Here is a 19,285-nt window from a genome sequence, read left to right as displayed (position 1 = left end):
CAGACAGCCTGACTCCCGGCTTCAACCGCGCAGGGCATCCAGAGTGCTCACGAACAACGCCAGTTCCTCCTCGGCCAGGCTCTTCAGCGGACTGACGGACGTCAGCGCCTGGCCGAGGCGTCCTCGTGCGCGCGCTCCGTCATCGGTCAATCCGACGAATTTGCGCCTCCCGTCGACCGGGTCGGGGGTCCGTTCGACGAAACCGCGGGCTTCCAATTGCTTGACGACGAATGTGGCATTGGAGGCATTGCATCCCAGTTGTGCGGCAACCTCGGACATCGTCAGGTCGGTTCGATCCGGGTGAACTTTCCAGAGTGCATGCGCCGTAACGAGTGTCAGGCCCTCCCGCGTGGCATACGGCAGAAAATCGTCGTTGATCCGAAGCGCAAGTTCTTGCAAGCGCAGGGTCGCCTCGAGAATGTCCACATCAGCAGACTAGCACTCCTTCAAGTCTTGAAGTACCTTGATAGTTCAAGACTTGAAGGAGATGCGGATGTTGAAACTGGATCGACTCGACGGGCGCACGGTCGCCGTCACAGGCGCTACGTCGGGAATCGGATATTTCGTTGCCGAACGGCTGGCGGGCCTGGGTGCCGAGGTGATCGTGGTGGCCCGATCTCCGGAACGAGGACGACATGCAATCGGCCTTCTACCCCACTCCGATCGCCACCGGTTCCTGGAGATGGACCTGACGGACATCGACTCTGTCCGTCGGGCGGGGGAAGAGTTGAGCAACACCGCACAACTCGATGGTCTGATCATGAATGCAGGCTTGGTTGCTGCACCCGCGTCGTTCGAGAGTGGTCCCTTCGGCGTAGAGCTGACTGTGGGCACGAATGCGCTCGCACATGTGGAACTACTCCGTCTCGCCCTTCCATCCTTGGAACGGGCACCGGGTGCCCGAGTCGTGAGCATCGGAAGCATGCTGACGCAGCGCATTTCGTTCGATCCGAACAACTGGCTGTCACAGCAGTCCTATCGCCCACGTGCGGCGTACGCCATGTCAAAACACGCGACGGAGATTCTGGGTTTCGAGCTGTCCCGCAGACTTCGGAGCCGGCATTCTTCGGTCGCGTCGATCGTTGCCCATCCAGGCGGAGCAATCGACGCATTGACCGCTGATCGGCCGGGGATCCACACTCGACCTGTCGTTTTCCGAGCAGCTGCCCGGGTCCTCGGGCCCGCATTCACGTCCGTGGTGCAGGGCAAGGACTCGGCTGCCGAATCAGCGGTAGCGGCAATCGCAGCTCGCGATCTACCGCTCGGGCAGGTCTACCTCGGTCCGCGAAGGAATGCCTCGGGCCCACCGGTGATCACCGAACCCGTTCGTACAAGCCGTGATCCGGAATTGGGCGCATTCCTCTGGAACGAAACCGAACGCATCATCGGTGCCTCCATCGTCGCGTGACGTGCCCCGATACTGTCCCCCACGATGATCAGCTCCCCAGATTCGAATATTGGCTTCCGATCGGCGTCGGATATCCGAAAACAAAGAGCTGATGCGTGGTGCACACTGCCGCGAATCATGTTGTAAGCCTGACTCGATCCCGAGCATGGCATCCGATTGCCAAGAGATTCGTGTCGTCGACATCCCACCACGCACACCCCATTGCGGATGCAAAAGCACCGTCCGTAAATGCGCGCGGCGTCCTCAGGTCGATCGAGACTGAAGTTTGTCGAGCAGCACAGCCACGACCAGAACGGTGCCAGTAACAACCCCCTGCCAAAATGCGGAAACTCCCATCAAACCGAGTCCGTTTTGCAGGACGGCAATGAGAAGCACTCCTACTACTGTCCCGAAGACTCCACCCAGGCCGCCGTAGAAACTGGTTCCCCCGAGTAGAACGGCGGCACCGGCAGTCAAAGCCAAACTCGCACCAGCGGTCGGTGACGCTGATGCGAGTCGACTTGCATCCACCATGCCCGCCACCGAAGCGAAAAGTCCGCCGAGACCGTACACGCACACGTATACCCAAGAGACGTTGATACCCGCCAATCGTGCGGCTTCCGGGTTACCGCCCACCGCATAGACGGCGCGCCCGAACGACGTGAAGCGGAGCAAGTAGCCACTCAACACCAGGACCGCGAGGCTCAGGACAACCGGCACGGGAATGGTCATGATAGTGCCGTTTCCGAGCGCGTATAGAAGGCTCCCCTCCTCGATGGGTATCGTGTTGGTCTTACCGTTCGTCACAACGTTCAGCGCACCGGTGAAAAGGGACGTGGTGCCGAGAGTGACAACGAAGAAGTTGAGGCGAATACGTCCGATCAGCACTCCGTTCACCGCTCCACCCAGCAGAATTCCCGTAAGACCGCCCAGCACAAGAGCTATCACCTCCGGGAGTCCGGACTCCAGGGCGCGGTACGCGACATACCCGGCCGCGGCGTAGATTGCTCCAACGGAAAGATCGAAACCTGCAGACAATACTACGAACGTAAGACCAATAGCCGTAATCATCAACGCGCTATTGCCGGACAGCACATTCAGGATGTTTGCTTTCGTGAAGAAGAACTCCTGCGTTACCGATAGGTAGACGACCATGATGAGAAGCGCGGCCAATGCTCCACCGAACCCGCGGAAGTTCTTCAGTACAGCACCCGCCGACGTCGACATCCCCGGACGTTCCGCACGGTCGGGCGTAGGCATCTCCGCGTCGGACGAATCTTTTGGCGCGGCAACGGTTGGTTCAGACATTAATAACTCCTGCGGCGAGTTCAGCAATTGTCAATTCATCGAGCTGATCGGATGGGCGGTCGGCGACAATCCGGCCACGAAACATCACCAGTACGCGATCGCACACACCGAGCAGCTCGTTGTTTTCGGAAGAACTGATGAGAACAGCCACGCCCTGCGACGCGAGCTCCCTCAGAAGCCGATAGATCTCGGACTTGGCACCTACATCCACACCTCGCGTGGGCTCGTCCATCAGCAAGACTTTGGGCGCGCTCGACAGCCATCGGCCTATGACCACTTTTTGCTGATTGCCACCCGACAGGCTTCCCGCAAGCAGACTCATGTCAGCTGGTCGAACCTGCAGTTCTTGCATGGCGCTGGAAGCAGCGACGCGCTGACTTCCTCTGTTGATGGGCAGGAGATTCAGCCTGTTGTTTGCAATGAGACTCAAGTTGTGGAACACGCTTGCGCCCGGAACGAGCCCTTCGCCTTTACGGTCGCCGGTGACGAACGCCAGGTCCCGCTGGATGGACCGACGAGGTGTCCGACGGGTGTAGGCCTTCCCCTCAACCGTCACATCTCCTGTACCTGCATCGGCACCGAAGATGGACCGGACGACCTCGACTCGACCACAACCCACCAAACCCGCAAGTCCGACGACTTCCCCGGGCCAAATGTCGAAACCAACGTCCTCGACGCGGTCAGGAGCCGACAGGTGACGGACCGATAGGGCCGGTTTGTCCGATGGGAATCGAGTCTTGGCAATTTCTCGATGGAAGTAGTCTGTGAGAGGCCTGCCGACCATCAATCGAGTAATTGTGCCTTCATCGGCTTCGGCCAGGTCCATCGTCTTCACCAGCGCGCCGTCACGTAGCACGGTGACGCGGTCTGCCACGGGTTCGATATCTTGAAGCCGCTGAGAGATGAATGCGATGGCCAAACCGAAACTCTTCATTTTACGAATGATGTCGAACAGCGATTCCGTCAATTCCGCAGTGAGCGAACTCGTAGGTTCGTCGAAAATGACAACCGAAGACTTCGACGCAATGGCCCGGGCAATCGCGACGACCTGACGATCACCCGGACCAAGAGTGCCTACTATTCGATCGGACCGTATCCCGGAACCTAGCTCGCCCAAGGCCTCGGTCGCGCTCCGGTGAGCTTTGGTCCAATCGATTCGGAATCGCGAGCCGGGCAAATTCCCCAACGCAATGTTCTCCGCGACTGTCAGGCTTTCCACAACGGGCACCTCCTGCGCAACCATTGCGATGCCGGCCCGGGATGCCTGAAGTGGGTTGGCGAACTTCACCGGCTCACCCCGTAGCAGCACATGACCGCTGCTGGCAGTGACTTCACCGTAGGCAATCTTCATCAGGGTGGACTTACCGGACCCGTTCTCGCCCAACAATGCGTGCGCTTCTCCAGCGCGGATCTCGAAGTCGACTCCCTTCAGGGCATGAGTTCGGCCAAAGCGTTTGTGGACGGACTGCATCTGCAAGAGCGGTGGTTCCATGCGTGTCTCCTGGGGAATCATTCCAATGCTCGCTCGAGATTAGTTGGCAAGTCGTACAACGTCTTCCGGGCAACCGCCGCCTTGTGCACAGGTGATTTCGCCCGACTCGATCTGTGCCGCCGCGTCGGCCCACGGCAGACGATTGCCAGCGTTGCCCGCGGTGTAGAGCTCGGTTGGGCTTTCCACGAACGCAGGCACTTCCTGTCCGTTCAGAACGGCACGCGAGATCGACTCGAGTATCAGTCCGGTGCGCCACGGGACCAGGTCGATCGTCGCGCTGAGACGACCGTCCTCGACTGCTTTGATCCCATCCTCGTCGCCGTTCTGGCCCACGATCACCACATCGTCGAGACCGGCCGCCTTGACTGCAACAGCAGCTCCGATCGCGGCGGCATCGTTGTAAGCCATGATTCCCTGAATATCGTTCTGGTACTTCGTGAGAGCAGTCGCGACCACCTTCTGGCCGCCGGCGATATCATCGGTAGGGTCGTCGACACGGCCGAGCCAGTGGATGGCGCTGCCCTCTGTCGTGTTCTTCTCGTACTGTGACATCATCGTCTCGAGGATGGGAACCGGCACACCAAGGCCAACTCCCAGTACATTTCCCTTGCCGCCCAGTTTATCTTTGACAAAATCGGACAGCAGTTTGGAACCGCGATAGCTGCCGCCGGTATCTACATTCGACGTGAGGACTCCTGGATCGGACTCTGGCGATTCCAGACCGGCCCAACCGACAACTTTGATGCCCGCGGCGTTCGCCCTTTGAAGAGCCGGCTTCAGCGAATTTGCGTCCAACGGATAGACGACAATCAGGTCGACCTGTTGTGCTATGAGCTGGTCTACGTCCGTTACCTGCTTCGCGGGATCCAGTTGCGCATCGAGGGCCTTCACCGCGATGCCGTCCCGGGCAGCAGCCGAAGTGAACGTATCTTGAGTCATCTTCAGAATTGGCTGGGCACCCTGCGGATTCGAGATTCCCACGGTGAATTTCGAGTCTCCCTCGGGGCCAGGATTGGACGCGCAGGCACCCAAGACCAACGCTGCGGTGAGGACGATCGGCGCGATCGTGGCTACAGAGCGGCGGGTTGTTTTCGTCAATTGGTTCCTCCAAAGAGCCGTAACGTTTTCCGGTGGTATGCGAGTCACTCTGAGCGAAAAAACTGCGGTCGAGGTGTGACGAGTACAACATGTGTCCGTGACCGGTTTATGGCGAAGTTTCGCTGAACGAAACAACCCGGAACAGGGTCTTGGATCGACCGCATGACGATGCCAGGTGGATCTGCAGCCGCGATTCGTTCCAATCCGTCGATGGATTAGTCGAACCTGCAGACCAAGCCTTTATCCGAGGCCGGCACACCGACCTTTGGCATCTTTGCGACCATGACGGGCCGAAGAACGGAGGACGACAGTGGATACCGCGCCCCGACACGACGGCAGAACAGCGAACACCCCCTCTGTGCGACTACGCCGAGGGCGCATTTTGCTCGGCAGACTTCTCGGGTACTGCCGCCTCGTCGATGGGCAGTCATCGGGCGTCCTGGTGCCGCTCGCTGTGGAGCTGGCGACACAAGCAGCTCCACGGCCGCGAGCCTCACCCGGCGTCTTGTGAGAGCGGTGTGCTCGTCGGCAGACCCCGTTTGCACACAACGACACCGAGGTGAATTCGATGACCGTAGAGCCATGTGCGCGCTGCGTTACAGCCCAACGGGAAGGCCGCAACGACCCACGTGACCCTGTTCGTTGGACGCACCTGCTCGAAGAGAAGTCGTGCCCCGGGACTACGAACAACACGTCCCCGTCACGACGTGGGACAGTACAAAAGCAGGTCTATCGCCGAAATCCTGTGACTGCGCACGGAAATTGACCACGCCGTAGTTCTTGTCGGGACATCGACTCCAACCTAGGCTTCGGCTTCGGCTTCGGCTTCGGCTTCGGCTTCGGCTTCGTATACGGTACGTCCAGCGAAGACCGTGCGAAGCACTTGTGTCCCGCCGATCGAGCTGGTCGGGATGTCGAACAAGTTGCGGTCGAGCACGATGAAGTCGGCATCCTTGCCGACTTCGATGGTGCCACGGTGCTCGCTCCGTCCCACTGCATGGGCCCCATTTATCGTCATCGCCGCCAACCCCCTCGCGAGGTCGATCGACTGTTCTCCGTGTTCGATGGCACCCTGCAACGCTGGAAATAGATTCGGCGAGTCGGCGATACTCCAGTCTGTGCCGAAGGTCATCTCTGCTCCAGCTCGTGCCACCGAGTCGAATTCGTACAGGTGACTGACCCCGTGCTCCGGAAGATGCCATACGGCGGGCGACATCTCGGCACCCACCCGTAGCGCCGCGAAACGCTCGAAATCGTCTTTGTGGACCAGGCAGCAGTGCGCCAATTCATGCCGCGGTCCATCAGGTCCATTGACGGAACGAGCATGTTCCACAGCGTCGAGCGCTCGCCGGATGGCTCCTTCGCCGCCGCAATGCACCTTGACCATCAGTCCCGCAGCGTCGAACCGCACCATGGCAGCATTCATTTCATCCTGCGGGATCAGTAGGTTCTCTTCATCGACAGTGCCATCGTCGTGAATGCACGATTGAGTCCAGTAAGGCGGAATCGGTGACCCGTCGAGCCAGAACTTCACGAAGCGGGTGTCGACGTGGTTCGACGCGAAATCTTCGTGATGATCGATCATATGATCGAGGACATCAAGCCCGGCCATTCCGAAGGACTCTTCCCGCCAAACAAGATGCGCTGCCACGTGAAGCTGCAGTTCGTCGGCGGAGTCGAGCTGGCTCATCACCCTGAGCAGCTGCTCCGTTGACGAGGCATCCTGTACAGAGGTCACCCCGTACCTGTGGTTCAGATCGCGGGCGTAGCGAATTGCTTGCGACATGACACTGTCTGCATGTGTGCCAAGCGCACGAAACACCGGCCAACGGGCCTGTTCGTAAAGCTCACCCGTCAACCGACCCGTTGCATCTCTGATGACTTCACCGTTTTCGGTATCCGGTGTTCCGTCGTCGATGCCCGCAAGCCTCAGCGCACAGGAATTGACCAACACATTGTGCGCCGATCTGTCGTGGAGAACAACGGGCTCGTCCGGGAATTCGCGATCAAGGAAGGCACGGCCAGGGCCCTTGTCACCAAACGAATCAGGCCAATACCGTCCACCGATCAGCCACCGGTTACCCTGACGATCAACAGGTCTCGGCCCGTTCCAGCTGCGGAGGGCGTCCAAAATTTCGGCCTCTCCCGCGCCGTGCGGCAGCGCTACTTCCCAGCGATTCAGACCACTGACCAAGTGGGTATGGGCATCATGAATTCCCGGCATGACCATACGTCCACCCAAGTCGATGACCTCGTATGCCTCGGAGATTTCCTCCGCCAGTGAAGCCGAGTCACCGACAGCCGATATCTTGCCCTCGCTTTCGAGAATAACCGAAGCCCAAGATGCGGGTGACTGCCCCGTGTATACGGCCGCATTCACGTAAGCCTTCTGCATAAAAACTTCTCCCGTTCATTTCGTTCATGGCAGTCGGGTGTCGATTCGCAGTTGTGCACAGCTAGGGCTCATGACGTACAAATCCAACCGTCTCGCCCGAATTACGCTTTACCACTTCGTTACTCGATCGCGTTCACTCGCACATTTCACGAACCATACCGCTGCCACGTTGCACGCCTGGCACGAAATACTGGCCCGATTGTTTCGGTGAGCGAACCGATCGACTTATTCGCCAGACGGTCCGATCAGTGAACTCTCTCGCTTGACGCCGGTGACGACGAGCGCACTATGTACCTATGACTGCACTCGTGACCGAAGTTGCTTACGCCGATACAGTGCTACGGGGTGGCCCCGTGCTCGATCTGTCCGATTGGAAGCCGGGCGATCGCGTAACTCAGCCTTGGCGGGGAGAACGGCCTCGCGCAATTGCGATCAGGCAAGGCAATATCGTCGCGCTCGGAACCGCCGCGGAAGATCTGATCGGGCCAGATACGCAGGTCGTCGAACTGAACGGCAATACTGTGATTCCCGGAATCAATGACGGTCACCTGCACTTCACGGCCTACTCGGTCACAAGCCACACCTATGTAAAACTGGGTACCGACATCTTTACCAATGTCGATCAGCTGGCCGGCTTCCTGACCGCGGACCGGATCGATGAAAGCGGCTGGATTCGCGGGCACGGCTGGGACGCCCTCACCCTCGGCCGTAAGCTGACTGCGTCCGACATCGACAGCGTCCTTACGGTCAACGGCATCGCCGGCACCCCCGTCGTACTTTTCGACTGGAGCGGTCATTCGCTCACGGCGAATAGCATTGCTCTCTCGCTCGCAGGTATCACCGCCGACACACCCGACCCGGCCGGCGGTGTCATCGAACGCGACGCTGACGGGAACCCGGAAGGGTTTCTCACCGACTCAGCGATTTCATTGTTGATCGCAGTGGTTCCACCAGTGCCGAGAGAACAGCTACTCGATGCCTACCGCGCGGGCCAGGCCGATCTGCACGCACTCGGAATCACGGCCCTTACCGAACCTGGTCTCGGTCCTGGCCATCGGGCACTGTTGGACGGATCGGGTTCGGTCGAGGCATTGGACGCGCTGGCCGACCTTGCCGAGGCCGGTGACTTGACTATGCGAATTTCAGTACTGGTCCTGCCCAATGGAACAGGTGGAGCCAACGCCGCAGACGTGAAATTTCACCTGGACGCGGGTCTCGCCCATCGCTACGAGGACCGCGACGTCGACCCACGAAGGTTGACGATTGCCGGCGTCAAGGTTTTCGCGGACGGCACACCGCAGAACGGCACCACTTGGCACAAAGACCCCGTTCACGAGCAGAACCCTCCAGGGCATCACTGCGGACACATGGTAATAACCGGCGACACCGATGTCGACAAGGTCGCAGAGCTGCGCGAGATCATCAAGATCGTCGACGAGGCCGGACTTCAAGTCGCCATTCACGCAATCGGCGATCAAACAGTCGAAACCGTTATCGACACCATCGCCGAAATTGCTCCGAACAGCCCGTTGCGGCACTACCTCATTCATACCACCGAGTTGTACCCAAGCGGATGGGAAACGCTGGCTGCCAACGGAATTGGTGCGTGCTTCAATCCTGTGATCATGGGCACCTTCGTGCGATTTCTTGCCAAAGATCGAATTTTGCGTACGGAGCCGATCAAATCGACCCTTCACGCCGGCGTTCGTCCGGGGATTACCTCGGACGCTCCAGTGGTACCGCCCGACTGGCGCCCCGCAGTTGTCAATGCTGTGACACGTGCCCATTGCTGGGAAGGCCCTGTGCCGGCAGAGGACCACGAAGGCATAACCACCGTGGACGCCCTTGCGCTGTTGACCGGCGGTGCAGCCATCCGAGACCGTGCGGAACTGTGGCGCGGGACGCTGGCTGTCGGGCAACGCGCCGACTTGGCAGTGCTCGAGGGTGAATGGCCGAGTGATGAGGACGTCGAATCGCTGCTCGACCGTAGAATATTACGCACCTTGATCGATGGCGAAACTGTCTACACTGCTTGACAATAGAGCCCGGGGCTGTCGAAGTTGAGGCCAGCGCTCAACCCGGCATGAACTCGGCGGGACGGGCCATGGCCGGATGCTGGTTCGCCCCGTCGGGCATGACGTGTCCGACGGGGCGCCTCCGAGACTCTGCACTCGGCGTGATCGGCCTAACGAGGTCCTCGAGTCGTTGCTTGCCTGCTGCTCAGCCGGCGGCGAGAGCCTCTGCTTCGGCAACCAATGTTGTTGCTATCCAGAACGCGTCGTAGTTGTGCACCACCGCCGGCTCGCCGTAGGGCTCGTCCAGCTGCTCGGGCTGCGGCAATCGGCGGTTCACGATGAACGGGACTTGCAGTTCACCCAGCGCTCCATGCGAGCGGAGCGGTGCATCCAATCCGCTGAGATCGTGCCAGTCAGCGTATCGACCCACCGCCGTCCCGGCTTCGGCGAGCAGAATGATGTCTCCGATCCGGTCCGCCGGCTGGTGGTAGATCTCCACCGCTTCATCTCGGGTGTGGACTGCCTGCACCCCGTCCAATTTCCGCAGTTGTTCGATGACAAAATTCCTGTTCGCGTCGGCCGGCAGGTAGATGCTGGCGAACGAACCGAGTGCCCCGTGGTGCACCGTGTACGGGTCGGTGATCGGGAGGATCACGCGAATGCCCTCTGCGCCCTCGCTATTGGCATCTGTCGGAGCGACTCCGAGAATGCGACGCACCTCGTCCTCTACATAGACCACACGCGTGACACCGTCGGCGTCGGTCTTTGCACTCATTCCGTGGTCGGCAGTCAGCACGACAACTGCTCCCAACGCGTCGAGTCGCGCTGCATAGGAATCGATCATCGCGTAGAAGGCGTTTGCGACGTCGGTCCCGGGGGCGTGCTTGTGCTGGATGTAGTCGGTCAACGTCAGATACATCAGGTCCGCACCACGGGATTCGAGGATCTCGACTCCGGCGGCGAGCGCGAATTCCGAGAGGTCCGCCGAATACACCTGCGGCAAGGGCTTTCCGACCAGTTCGAGGACGTTGTCGATTCCATTGTCGGCGATAGTTGCCTGATCGGCCTTCTCCGCCGAGAAGCAGATGCCGGTCCGGGACGGCATTTCGAATGTCCCGCTGCCGTTCATGCTTGGTCCCTCTTCGACGAGCCCGGCACCGAGCAGGCGTCGTAGCTTGTCTTTCGCGGTGACCACCACGACGTCGAGGCCGGCGTCGTTGGCTGCTGCGAAGACGGTGGGTGCCCGGAGAAACCGCTTGTCATTCATGAGTACTTCTTCGCCGGTCGCGGTGTCGTAGATGTAGTTGCCGCTGATTCCGTGCACCTTGGGGGGATGTCCGGTGGCGATGGAGATGTTGTTCGGGTTGGTCAACGCCGGCATAGCGCAGTGCGCGGGCCACGAACTCGACTCACCATTGAGCATGTTGCTCAGCCACGGCATCAGTCCGGCCTTCATCGCCTCGACGTGATAGTCGGGCTCACTGCCGTCGATGCAGATCACCACCACCGGCGCCTCCGGCAGGACATAGGTACGGGAATTGACGCTGAACGTACGGGACTTCATGGTGTAACTCCTTGTTGTGAATGTGTCGTGGTGGGAATGCCGTCGGCGACGAGAGCGAGGAAATGCTCTTCGGCTCGGCTCAGGTGGCGGTCGTTACGATGTATCAGAGAGACCGGCCGGGGCGATGGCAGCGGGTCCAGGTTCAGCTCGGCAATCCTGTTCGACGCCAACGCATCTTGGCATGCCACTCGCGGCAGGAAGGACATACCCAAACCTTCCGCCACTGCGGATACGATCGCACCGGTACTCGCCAGAGTCCATGTGCGAACCAGTGGGATTTTCCAACTTTCCAGCAGCGATTCCTGGAATCGCCTTGTTGCAGATCCCTCTTCACGCAAGAGGACAACCGAGCCCCGCAGGGTTCGAGAATCACCCGACAACCCTGCCAACGGGTGCGCACGGGAGACGATGACTGTTTGTTCCTCCGGCGCGAGTGGCACGACGGTGAGCAAAGGGCTGTCCACCTCGTCGGCGAGAATTGCCACTCCGACATCACCGTCGAACACTTTGCGTAGCAATGTGGTCGAGTTCTCCACCCGCAGATCGAGAGTGACCTCCGGGTAGGCAGCTGTGAATTTTCGCAACGTAGCGGGAAGGAAAGAGCCCTCGGTGGTTGTCGTCGTCGCCCCTACGACGAGGGCCCCGGTCAACGGCCGCAGGCTCATCTTGGCCAAATCGTCCACAGCCTCGTCGGCGACAACGATCAGGCGACGGGCGTGTGCGAGCAGGACGTTGCCTGCCTCGGTCGGCGCGAAGCGCCGGCCGGTTCGTTCGATGAGCAGTGATCCCACTTCGACTTCGAGCTGCCGGAGGTGTGTCGACGCCGTGGATTGGGTGATGCCCAGAGCGCGCGCCCCAGCGGATACGCTGCCGGCATCCACGATGCCCACGTACACTCGCAGCCGTTGCAGACTGGTGAGCGTCATCGTGCCGAGGTGACAGGTTGTTGATCCGGCACGAGTGCAGTGGTGTCGAAACCCTTTGTCATCTTGTTCGATTCGAGCACGAAGCCCGGCTGGTGTCCGGCCATGATCGCGTGCACCTTGTCCGGTTCGATTTCACCCTGCCAGCGGGCGACGACGATGCCCGCCACCGCATTGCCGAGCGAATTCACCACCGCGCGGCACTCGGACATGAACCTGTCGACCCCGAACACCAGCATGACACCGGCCACCGGTATCAGGTTCGTCGCGGAAACACTGGTGGTCAGCATGACGAATCCCCCGCCGGTGACCCCCGCAGTTCCCTTGGAGGCCAACAGCATTACCAAGATCAGGATTACCTGTTGGCCCAACGAAAGGTCGATGCCGAGTGCTTGAGCTATGAATACCGTCGTCAAAGTCAGGTAGATACACGTGCCGTCGAGGTTGAAGGAGTATCCAGCGGTGACACTGATGCCTGCCGTGCCTTTCGTGACGCCGATATTCTCCAGTTTGCGCACGATCCCCGGCAACGCGACCTCCGACGACGACGCACCGAGAGCGAGCAGAACCTCATCTTTGAAGTAACGCAGCACTCGCCACGGCCGCAAACCGACCAGCATGAGGATGCCGCCCAGGACGACGACGACAAACACCAGGGACGTGGCATAGAACGTCGCAATCAGTTTGGCCAGCGCACCCAACGAAGCGGCACCGAAATTTCCTGCGGTGAAGGCCATGGCCCCGAATACACCGACCGGTGCCGCCCACACCACGATTCTGACGACCTGAAAAAGCGCCTCGCTCAGCCGTTCCACACCGCGAGCGATGTCGCGTCCGCGCTCCCCCATCAGCTGGAGGCTGATGCCGAAGAGAATTGCGAAGAACAGAATCGGGAGGATGGCACCGTCTGCCAAACTGGCAATGATGTTGGACGGGATGATCTGAAGGATGTAGTCGTACCAGGAGAGGTCCTGGCCGGCGGCGATGCCGTCCGCGACTTTGTCGGTCACTTCGAGCGAGTCGACGTCCGTGTTCAGGCCCGCGCCCGGTTCGATCATATTGACGGCAAGGAGGCCGAGGCCGAGTGCGATCGAGGTGACAACTTCGAAGTAGAGAAGCGACCGCAGAGCGACCTTTCCGACCGAACCGAGATTTGCGACCGCGCCGATGCCTGCGACGACCATGCACAGCACCAATGGTGCGAGCGTCATCGTCAGAAGGCTGACGAAGGCGTCGCCCAGTGGTTTGAGGGCTTTGCCGGTCGTGGGCCAGAGGAGGCCGACCGAGGTGCCGAGGGCCATGGCGATCAGGACCCAGATGTACAGATGTCGGTACCACGGGGTTCGTCGCGCTGCGGCGACTGCCCGTTCCGTGGTTGGTGGGTATGGCATGGTCCCGTCCTCCTCGCGGCGATTCGCTACCGCCTGTGACCATGGTCCGAACCGAATCGGGCGCACCAGTGAACGAACAATGGCCGGAGCGTGAACGGGACAACCAATGTGACCGACGACCCGATGGGCCCCTATCGCCGAACTGGATGGCCGAGGACTTCGACCCCTTCGGTATCGAATCGGTCGGTAGTGGCCGAAGCTCTGTAGCGACGAAACTGACTCTGGCACAGCGGCGGACGTGACCACTTGGTCCCACCGACTCCCCTGACCCCGGCCACATCAGGACGTAGACTCCCCTTCATGACGCGTCCCGAACCATTCGTTTCGACGACTCTTGCTGCGACGCTGGATGACCTGAGAACACGACTTCGCGCAACACGGTGGCCGGACAGTCCTGCCGATGCTGGGTGGTCGCTCGGTGTCGACGTCGAGTACCTGCGTGAACTCGTCGAATACTGGGCCGACGAATTCGACTGGACAGCACAGGAGTCTGCCCTGTCGAGACATCCTCGATTCCGGGTCGACGTCGGCGATCTGGGCATCCACTTCGTGCACGCGCGGGCAGTGGCACCGGTGGGCCCGGTTCTTCCCGTGGTTCTCAGCCATGGATGGCCGGACTCGTTCTGGCGCTACTCGAAAGTGGTGTCGCTACTGACCGATCCGGGCGCACACGGTGCCGACCCCGCCGATGCATTCGACGTCATCGTGCCCGACATGCCAGGTTACGGCTATTCGGATACACCGGCAGGCACCCCTTTGAATTCGATTGCGGTTGCCGGTCTTTGGGCCGAGCTGATGCACATTCTGGGGTACACCCGTTATGGGGCTGCCGGAGGCGACATCGGAAGCGCCGTGAGCCGCTACCTGGCACTCGATCACCCCGACTCTGTCGTGGCCGTCCACCGTATGGATGCGGGACTGCCCGTGTTCACCGGCGACCGCGCCGAACTGTCACCGCAGGAGCAGGACTTTCTCGACAGGTCCGCCGCGTGGGGCAGTACAGAGGGTGCATACGCTGCGATGCACCGCACGAAACCGCAGACCGCTGCCGTCGGGTTGACCGACTCCCCGGCCGGGTTGGCCGCATGGATCGTCGAGAAGCTGCGAGGGTGGACCGACGGCGACGGTGACATCGAGCGCAATTTCACCAAGGACGAGATCCTCATGAACGTCACCCTCTACTGGCTCACCGAGACCATCGGCTCGTCGATGCGTATGTACAACGCCAACGCGTCCATTCCCTCGGAGCAGCACGCCCGCCGCGTCGAGGTGCCGTCGGGGTTCTCGTTCTTTTCGGGTGACCTCTTCACGAATCCGCCCCGCGCGTGGCTCGACCGCGTCGCGAATGTCGTTCGTGTAAGAGAACTTCCGCGCGGTGGGCACTTCGCTCCGTTCGTGGAGCCCGAGCTGTACGCTCGAGAACTACGCGAGTTCTTCCGACCGTATCGCGCAGCCCTTGCGTAGAGCGCCCCAACACACCTGAATTCCTCTGCGCCCATCACCTGATTCCCGAAGCGCTACCGGGGTTCGTCGAGTTCCAGGGCCAATTCCATGCACCGCAGGCGTGCAGGAGAGAAGTCGTACGGCATCATCCGGACGGCCTCGGTGAGGCTCGTCGACCCGCACGCCGGACCGGCGTCGGCGGGAGCGGGGTGCGACTCGTCCCAGGCGTCGAACCGGGCGTCGTCGGCCTGCGCCAGGCCGGAGCTCTCGATGACCGCATGGAGGGCGGTCTCGAAGGCGTGCCGTTCGGCCGCGACCTCCGCCACGCGGGGGTCGTCGACGGAGACCGAGTCGTCGAGCGCCCCTTCAGCGGCGTCGACTCGGTCGGAATACTCTCGCAAGTCCAGGTGGGTGGCCAGGGCGATGACACGCGATGCCTGGACCGACGCGCCGAGCTCGCCGAAGATCCGCTCGGTCACGAGCAGGGTGTCCAGGTCGTCTTGCCGCACCGCTCCCTGGGGCAAGTCGACGAGGCGCTCACTCACCACATCGGAGAGCAGGCCCAACCTGCTCCCCCGCGCACGCATGCGCTGCACGGCGGTCCGTTGCCGCTCGAGTTCGGCCTGCCGGGCGACGATGACCCCTTCGAGCCGATCAAGGATGCGCGCGACGTCGCTGTCGGAGGTGCCGGACGCGTCGGCCAACGCGTCGCGGATATCGTCGAGGGCAATGCCGGCGTCCGCCATTCGGCGGATCCACATCAGCCGAATCATCTCGTCGTAGCCGTAGCGGCGGCGGTCGTCGCTGCCCCGCTCGGGCTCCGGCAACAGACCCATCTGGTGATAGTGGCGAATCGCTCGCGGAGTGGTGCCGACGAAGGCGGCGGCTGCCCCGATCGTGACTTGGCGCGGCGGGATGAAGGACGAGAACATGTGCGAGCCTTCCTCATTGGGCGGAATATGCTCACTGCACCACATGACCCTACGGAAGGTGCAACTCGCCACCTGATTTCGCGCGTCGGGCAACGCCGCACCGAAGTCTCACATCGCCTCCCCTCTTTGCGCAAACAGCAAACTTTCTTGCGCATCCATACGTCTTCGTCGATCCTGTGAAGAACACCGAACGAGATGGAGATGCCCGACAATGACCTCGACTACGAACAACGACTCGGAATACACAGGCAATGTTGCCGTCACGGAGGGCAGACATGAGCCCTTCTCGGCCGCTATGGAAGCTCTTGTGGCCGAACGCGTTCTCGGAGATCGCCGCCACGGCGTTTCCATCTGACGACTGGACCCGACTGGACAGCAACGGTCTCTAACGCGGGGAATACGCACGAACGAAGGCGTGCACACCGTCGATCATTGTCTGGCGAATGCCCTGAGCGTCGCGATTGGCTGGGCCGGGGTGTCGGTCGAATGCCAACAGAACAGTCAATGCGAAGAAATGCTCTGCCGCCAATTCTGGACGGTCGGTCTCTACCAACCCAACGTCCACGAAATGCCCGAGACGCTCGGCGAGGGCCAGAACAACGGCGTCCGTTGCGATGTCGTCTTCGGTCGATGGAGTACGCAGTCGTTCTTGTGCGACGAGTGCGAATCCGTCGCTGTAGTCAGCCGAATCGACAACAGATTGCCCCAAGTCGATGGCAACCTCGGTGAGCGTCTGCTGTAACTGCGGCACGGTCGTGATGGGCGCCGTGTCCGACAGATGCTTGTCGAGCGTGAGCTGAACTGTCGCCAGTAGGGACTGCGAAACATCGGCGAGTATGGCCAGGAAAAGGCGGCGTTTGTCGCCGAAGTATTCGTAGACAGTCGCTTTGGACACCTTCGCACTGGACGCAACGGCATCCATGCTGACGCGATCGACTCCTTGCTGGACGAAAAGCTCGCGCGCTGCGGCGACGATCGCCGCGCGCTTGAGTGGGGATCCTTCACGGACCGGCTTCGTAGCCTTGCTGTCGTTCACCCGCGTCATCTCCTTCGAATCGGCCTGCGAAGTGAACTGTACCGTACAGTCTTGCGCTACTAAACTGAACCGTCTAGTTTAGCTGCATGACAACTTTCTCTCCCCCTTCTGCTGCGGTAACCGACCGCAGACTGAATGCCATCAGCCTGGTACTGGTCCTCGGTGCCTTCACGACGCTTCTCGACACCACGATCGTCAATATCGCTCTCGATCACCTGCATACGGCTTTCGGCGCATCGGTGGCGCAAACCCAATGGGTGACAACCGCATACCTACTCGCGTTCGTCGCGGTCATACCCGTCAGCGGATGGTTCTCCGAGAGAATCGGTTCGCGAAATGCGTGGATGGTTGCGGTCGGAACGTTCTTGGCCGGCTCGATCCTCTGCGGAGTGGTCGACTCGCTGCCGGCGCTCATCGGATTCCGAGTGCTTCAAGGAATCGGCGGAGGCATGGTTCTCCCCATCACGATCTCGATCCTCACGCGCGCGGCGGGTAAACCGCGAATCGGTCGCGCGATGATCGCAGTGGCACTGCCTGCCCAACTCGCGCCCATCCTGGGATCGGTTCTCGGAGGATTGATTCTGCAGTCACTGCACTGGCATTGGCTCTTTTTCGTGAACGTCCCCTTCTGCCTCGCTGCACTCGCACTGGGACCGTGGGTTCTGCCCGCCACTTCGGGCAGCCGTCATCATCGGTTCGATTTACTCGGCTTCGCTATGCTCACCCCCGCGATTGTGGCGATCGCCTATGGCGTCAGCCAGGCACCGGAACACGGAGGATTCCTCGCCGTCGCAGCGTGGTCGCCCATCGCGGGCGGGATTGCACTACTGACAGCATTCACATTCCACTCGCTGCGCGCCCGACGCCCAGCGCTGCTGGACGTCCGGTTGTTCACGCGACGCAGCTTCGGCTTGACCAGCATCATCACTTTCGTCAGCGGATTTTCGGTGTACGCAGTCATGTTCTTGCTGCCGCTCTTCTATCAGCAGGTCCGTGGCGAGTCGGTGCTCGCCACCGGATTGTTGCTCATCCCGCAGGGGCTCGGAACGATGTTGTTCTTCCTCGTCCTACGCAGATTCGCTGCCGCCGTGGACGCCCGGATCGTCGTCGCCGCAGGGGTGCTCATGACGATGATCGGGATCCTGCCGTTCGCTCTCGCGGGTGCGGAAGGCGGGACTGCGTTGATGCTGGCCGGCCAGGTTTTGCAGGGTATCGGTTTCGGCGCCGCAACGTTCCCGGTGATGACCCTCGCCTTCGCGAGCCTCGGTCACGACGAAGCGCCGAGAGGCAGTGCTGCATTCAGCGTGGTCCAACGTGTCGGGGCACCCTTCGGCGTCGCAGTCATCGCAATCATCCTCCAAAATCTGCTCGACGATGCCACGACTCAGGCCGGCCAGCTCGCGGCCTTCGCCCATAGCTTCTGGTGGACAATAGGTTTGAGTGCTGTCCCCCTACTCATCGCCTTCTTTCTGCCGGCAGCCGAAACAAGCAACGAACCGGCACCTTCTGCGTCGGTCGAGTGAAAACCCGTCAACCAACCCCGCGCCACGAAGCATCGGCGCACCCAGTCGATTCGAGGACCCCCGTGCCCCAATCACCAGCATTCATAGGAAATTTGGCACAATCGGCGTTGGGTCGACGGGCTCGCGTGCTCGACGTGAGTGCTCCGGCCCCCGGCTTCATCGAACTACAGCTGGCTGCGGACGCGCCACCGGGCGGGTGGCACCCGGGCCACGAGATCCAGTTTCGAGTGACCCCCACTCTCGGACGCCGCTACACCGTCCGAACGGTAAACAACAGCCAAGAGTTGGAACGCATCGGAATCCTCGTGGACACCACGCCATCGGGACCGGGAGCCGCATGGATCAGCCGGCTGCGGCCCGGCGACGACATGACCCTGCTGGCGGGCAGGCACCGTTCGTCGTTCAGGAATGGAACCCGACGCCTGTGTCTCGGTGACTCGTGCTCTCTCGGCACGCTCGATGCCTACGGCCAGGACAACCCAGTGGCCGACATAGTCATCGAAGTGAGAGCGAAAGCTCTCCCCTACTTGGCAATCCGATGGCCGAAGTATCGCTTCGTGCCCGCAACCGACGCACCCGGTGACGCACTGCAGTCATGGCTGGAGGCCGCCATCGTCGCCGGGGACCTCGGGCATATCAGTGGAGCCTGGCTGCTCGGCCACGCCCAATCGATCCAACGCCACAGGAAAGCACTCATCGAGGGGCTCGGCTTGGCAAGGCGCAGCGTTACTGTGCGACCGTACTGGGCCGACGGCAAGTACGGACTTTGACCGAAGGT

General features: G+C 61.0%; 16 protein-coding genes. 6 read left to right on the top strand and 10 right to left on the bottom strand.

The genetic code is table 11. The features are described 5' to 3' along the window. Nucleotides 1-21: 21 nt before the first annotated feature. Nucleotides 22-426 (bottom strand): MarR family winged helix-turn-helix transcriptional regulator, encoded by a 405-nt coding sequence (locus tag ASH04_RS14630; RefSeq protein ID WP_057473806.1) that lies wholly within the window; start codon nucleotides 424-426, stop codon nucleotides 22-24. A 67-nt stretch (nucleotides 427-493) separates the two neighbouring features. Between ASH04_RS14630 and ASH04_RS14625 the strand changes: the two genes are divergently transcribed. After that, a complete protein-coding gene (locus tag ASH04_RS14625) occupies nucleotides 494-1,408 on the top strand; it encodes an SDR family NAD(P)-dependent oxidoreductase (protein WP_162247535.1) in 915 nt (304 codons plus the stop codon). Between the two features lie 243 nt (nucleotides 1,409-1,651). Here the strand turns inward: ASH04_RS14625 and ASH04_RS14620 are convergent, their stop codons facing one another. The 4 genes from ASH04_RS14620 to ASH04_RS26190 form a co-directional block, all read right to left on the bottom strand. Further along, nucleotides 1,652-2,695 carry an ABC transporter permease gene (locus tag ASH04_RS14620; protein ID WP_082519256.1) on the bottom strand — a complete coding sequence of 348 codons (1,044 nt, stop codon included), beginning with the start codon at nucleotides 2,693-2,695 and terminating at the stop codon, nucleotides 1,652-1,654. Further along, nucleotides 2,688-4,187 (bottom strand): sugar ABC transporter ATP-binding protein, encoded by a 1,500-nt coding sequence (locus ASH04_RS14615; RefSeq protein ID WP_162247534.1) that lies wholly within the window; start codon nucleotides 4,185-4,187, stop codon nucleotides 2,688-2,690. Before ASH04_RS14615 ends, ASH04_RS14620 begins: the two co-directional genes overlap by 8 nt. Before the next feature lie 39 nt (nucleotides 4,188-4,226). Beyond that, entirely contained in the window at nucleotides 4,227-5,285 is a 1,059-nt protein-coding gene (locus tag ASH04_RS14610; RefSeq protein ID WP_156394551.1) for a sugar ABC transporter substrate-binding protein, read from the bottom strand. Between the two features lie 802 nt (nucleotides 5,286-6,087). Then, the gene (locus tag ASH04_RS26190) at nucleotides 6,088-7,680 is read right to left on the bottom strand and encodes an amidohydrolase (RefSeq protein ID WP_082519255.1); all 1,593 of its coding nucleotides are present in this window, start codon (nucleotides 7,678-7,680) and stop codon (nucleotides 6,088-6,090) included. 296 nt (nucleotides 7,681-7,976) lie between these two features. Between ASH04_RS26190 and ASH04_RS14590 the strand changes: the two genes are divergently transcribed. After that, nucleotides 7,977-9,716, top strand: coding sequence for an amidohydrolase (locus tag ASH04_RS14590; RefSeq protein WP_057473798.1), 1,740 nt, complete (start codon nucleotides 7,977-7,979; stop codon nucleotides 9,714-9,716). Between the two features lie 184 nt (nucleotides 9,717-9,900). Here the strand turns inward: ASH04_RS14590 and phnA are convergent, their stop codons facing one another. The 3 genes from phnA to ASH04_RS14575 are packed head-to-tail and all read right to left on the bottom strand — an operon-like array spanning nucleotide 9,901 to nucleotide 13,573. Further along, nucleotides 9,901-11,259: a phosphonoacetate hydrolase gene (gene phnA, locus ASH04_RS14585; RefSeq protein ID WP_057473797.1), complete on the bottom strand. Its 1,359-nt coding sequence runs from the start codon at nucleotides 11,257-11,259 to the stop codon at nucleotides 9,901-9,903. Further along, on the bottom strand, nucleotides 11,256-12,185 hold the full coding sequence (locus ASH04_RS14580; protein ID WP_057473796.1) for a LysR family transcriptional regulator: 930 nt from the start codon (nucleotides 12,183-12,185) through the stop codon (nucleotides 11,256-11,258). The genes phnA and ASH04_RS14580 overlap by 4 nt, the downstream gene beginning before the upstream one ends. Continuing rightward, nucleotides 12,182-13,573 carry a cation:dicarboxylate symporter family transporter gene (locus ASH04_RS14575; protein ID WP_156394550.1) on the bottom strand — a complete coding sequence of 464 codons (1,392 nt, stop codon included), beginning with the start codon at nucleotides 13,571-13,573 and terminating at the stop codon, nucleotides 12,182-12,184. The genes ASH04_RS14580 and ASH04_RS14575 overlap by 4 nt, the downstream gene beginning before the upstream one ends. Before the next feature lie 300 nt (nucleotides 13,574-13,873). Here ASH04_RS14575 and ASH04_RS14570 point away from each other — a divergent pair, with 300 nt between their 5' ends. Beyond that, a complete protein-coding gene (locus ASH04_RS14570) occupies nucleotides 13,874-15,037 on the top strand; it encodes an epoxide hydrolase family protein (RefSeq protein WP_057473794.1) in 1,164 nt (387 codons plus the stop codon). Nucleotides 15,038-15,090: 53 nt separating this feature from the next. On the opposite strand, the gene ASH04_RS14565 is transcribed toward ASH04_RS14570, so the two are convergent. Continuing rightward, nucleotides 15,091-15,948, bottom strand: a complete 858-nt coding sequence (locus tag ASH04_RS14565; protein WP_032385625.1) for a MerR family transcriptional regulator — start codon at nucleotides 15,946-15,948, stop codon at nucleotides 15,091-15,093. A 211-nt stretch (nucleotides 15,949-16,159) separates the two neighbouring features. Here ASH04_RS14565 and ASH04_RS26560 point away from each other — a divergent pair, with 211 nt between their 5' ends. Continuing rightward, on the top strand, nucleotides 16,160-16,303 hold the full coding sequence (locus tag ASH04_RS26560; protein WP_156394549.1) for a hypothetical protein: 144 nt from the start codon (nucleotides 16,160-16,162) through the stop codon (nucleotides 16,301-16,303). A gap of 30 nt (nucleotides 16,304-16,333) precedes the next feature. Here ASH04_RS26560 and ASH04_RS14560 read toward each other — a convergent pair whose 3' ends face one another. Further along, complete coding sequence (locus ASH04_RS14560) at nucleotides 16,334-16,984, bottom strand: TetR/AcrR family transcriptional regulator (protein WP_235580010.1); 651 nt, start codon at nucleotides 16,982-16,984, stop codon at nucleotides 16,334-16,336. 86 nt (nucleotides 16,985-17,070) lie between these two features. Here ASH04_RS14560 and ASH04_RS14555 point away from each other — a divergent pair, with 86 nt between their 5' ends. Continuing rightward, nucleotides 17,071-18,507 (top strand): MDR family MFS transporter, encoded by a 1,437-nt coding sequence (locus ASH04_RS14555; protein ID WP_057473792.1) that lies wholly within the window; start codon nucleotides 17,071-17,073, stop codon nucleotides 18,505-18,507. Nucleotides 18,508-18,641: 134 nt separating this feature from the next. Then, complete coding sequence (locus tag ASH04_RS14550; protein WP_200937324.1) at nucleotides 18,642-19,277, top strand: hypothetical protein; 636 nt, start codon at nucleotides 18,642-18,644, stop codon at nucleotides 19,275-19,277. Nucleotides 19,278-19,285 lie beyond the last annotated feature (8 nt).

The organism is Rhodococcus sp. Leaf233 (assembly GCF_001426165.1).
GTDB classification, from domain to species: domain Bacteria; phylum Actinomycetota; class Actinomycetes; order Mycobacteriales; family Mycobacteriaceae; genus Rhodococcoides; species Rhodococcoides fascians.
Note: the sequence above shows the minus strand (reverse complement) of the source record. Positions and strands in the feature narration are given on the sequence as shown.

Coding starts and splice junctions, on each gene's coding strand:
- ASH04_RS14625 (WP_162247535.1), top strand. CDS start 494: ATGTTGAAACTGGATCGACTCGACGGGCGCACGGTCGCCGTCACAGGC.
- ASH04_RS14620 (WP_082519256.1), bottom strand. CDS start 2,695: ATGTCTGAACCAACCGTTGCCGCGCCAAAAGATTCGTCCGACGCGGAG.
- ASH04_RS14615 (WP_162247534.1), bottom strand. CDS start 4,187: ATGGAACCACCGCTCTTGCAGATGCAGTCCGTCCACAAACGCTTTGGC.
- ASH04_RS26190 (WP_082519255.1), bottom strand. CDS start 7,680: ATGCAGAAGGCTTACGTGAATGCGGCCGTATACACGGGGCAGTCACCC.
- ASH04_RS14590 (WP_057473798.1), top strand. CDS start 7,977: ATGACTGCACTCGTGACCGAAGTTGCTTACGCCGATACAGTGCTACGG.
- phnA (WP_057473797.1), bottom strand. CDS start 11,259: ATGAAGTCCCGTACGTTCAGCGTCAATTCCCGTACCTATGTCCTGCCG.
- ASH04_RS14580 (WP_057473796.1), bottom strand. CDS start 12,185: ATGACGCTCACCAGTCTGCAACGGCTGCGAGTGTACGTGGGCATCGTG.
- ASH04_RS14575 (WP_156394550.1), bottom strand. CDS start 13,573: ATGCCATACCCACCAACCACGGAACGGGCAGTCGCCGCAGCGCGACGA.
- ASH04_RS14570 (WP_057473794.1), top strand. CDS start 13,874: ATGACGCGTCCCGAACCATTCGTTTCGACGACTCTTGCTGCGACGCTG.
- ASH04_RS14565 (WP_032385625.1), bottom strand. CDS start 15,948: ATGTTCTCGTCCTTCATCCCGCCGCGCCAAGTCACGATCGGGGCAGCC.
- ASH04_RS26560 (WP_156394549.1), top strand. CDS start 16,160: ATGACCTCGACTACGAACAACGACTCGGAATACACAGGCAATGTTGCC.
- ASH04_RS14555 (WP_057473792.1), top strand. CDS start 17,071: ATGACAACTTTCTCTCCCCCTTCTGCTGCGGTAACCGACCGCAGACTG.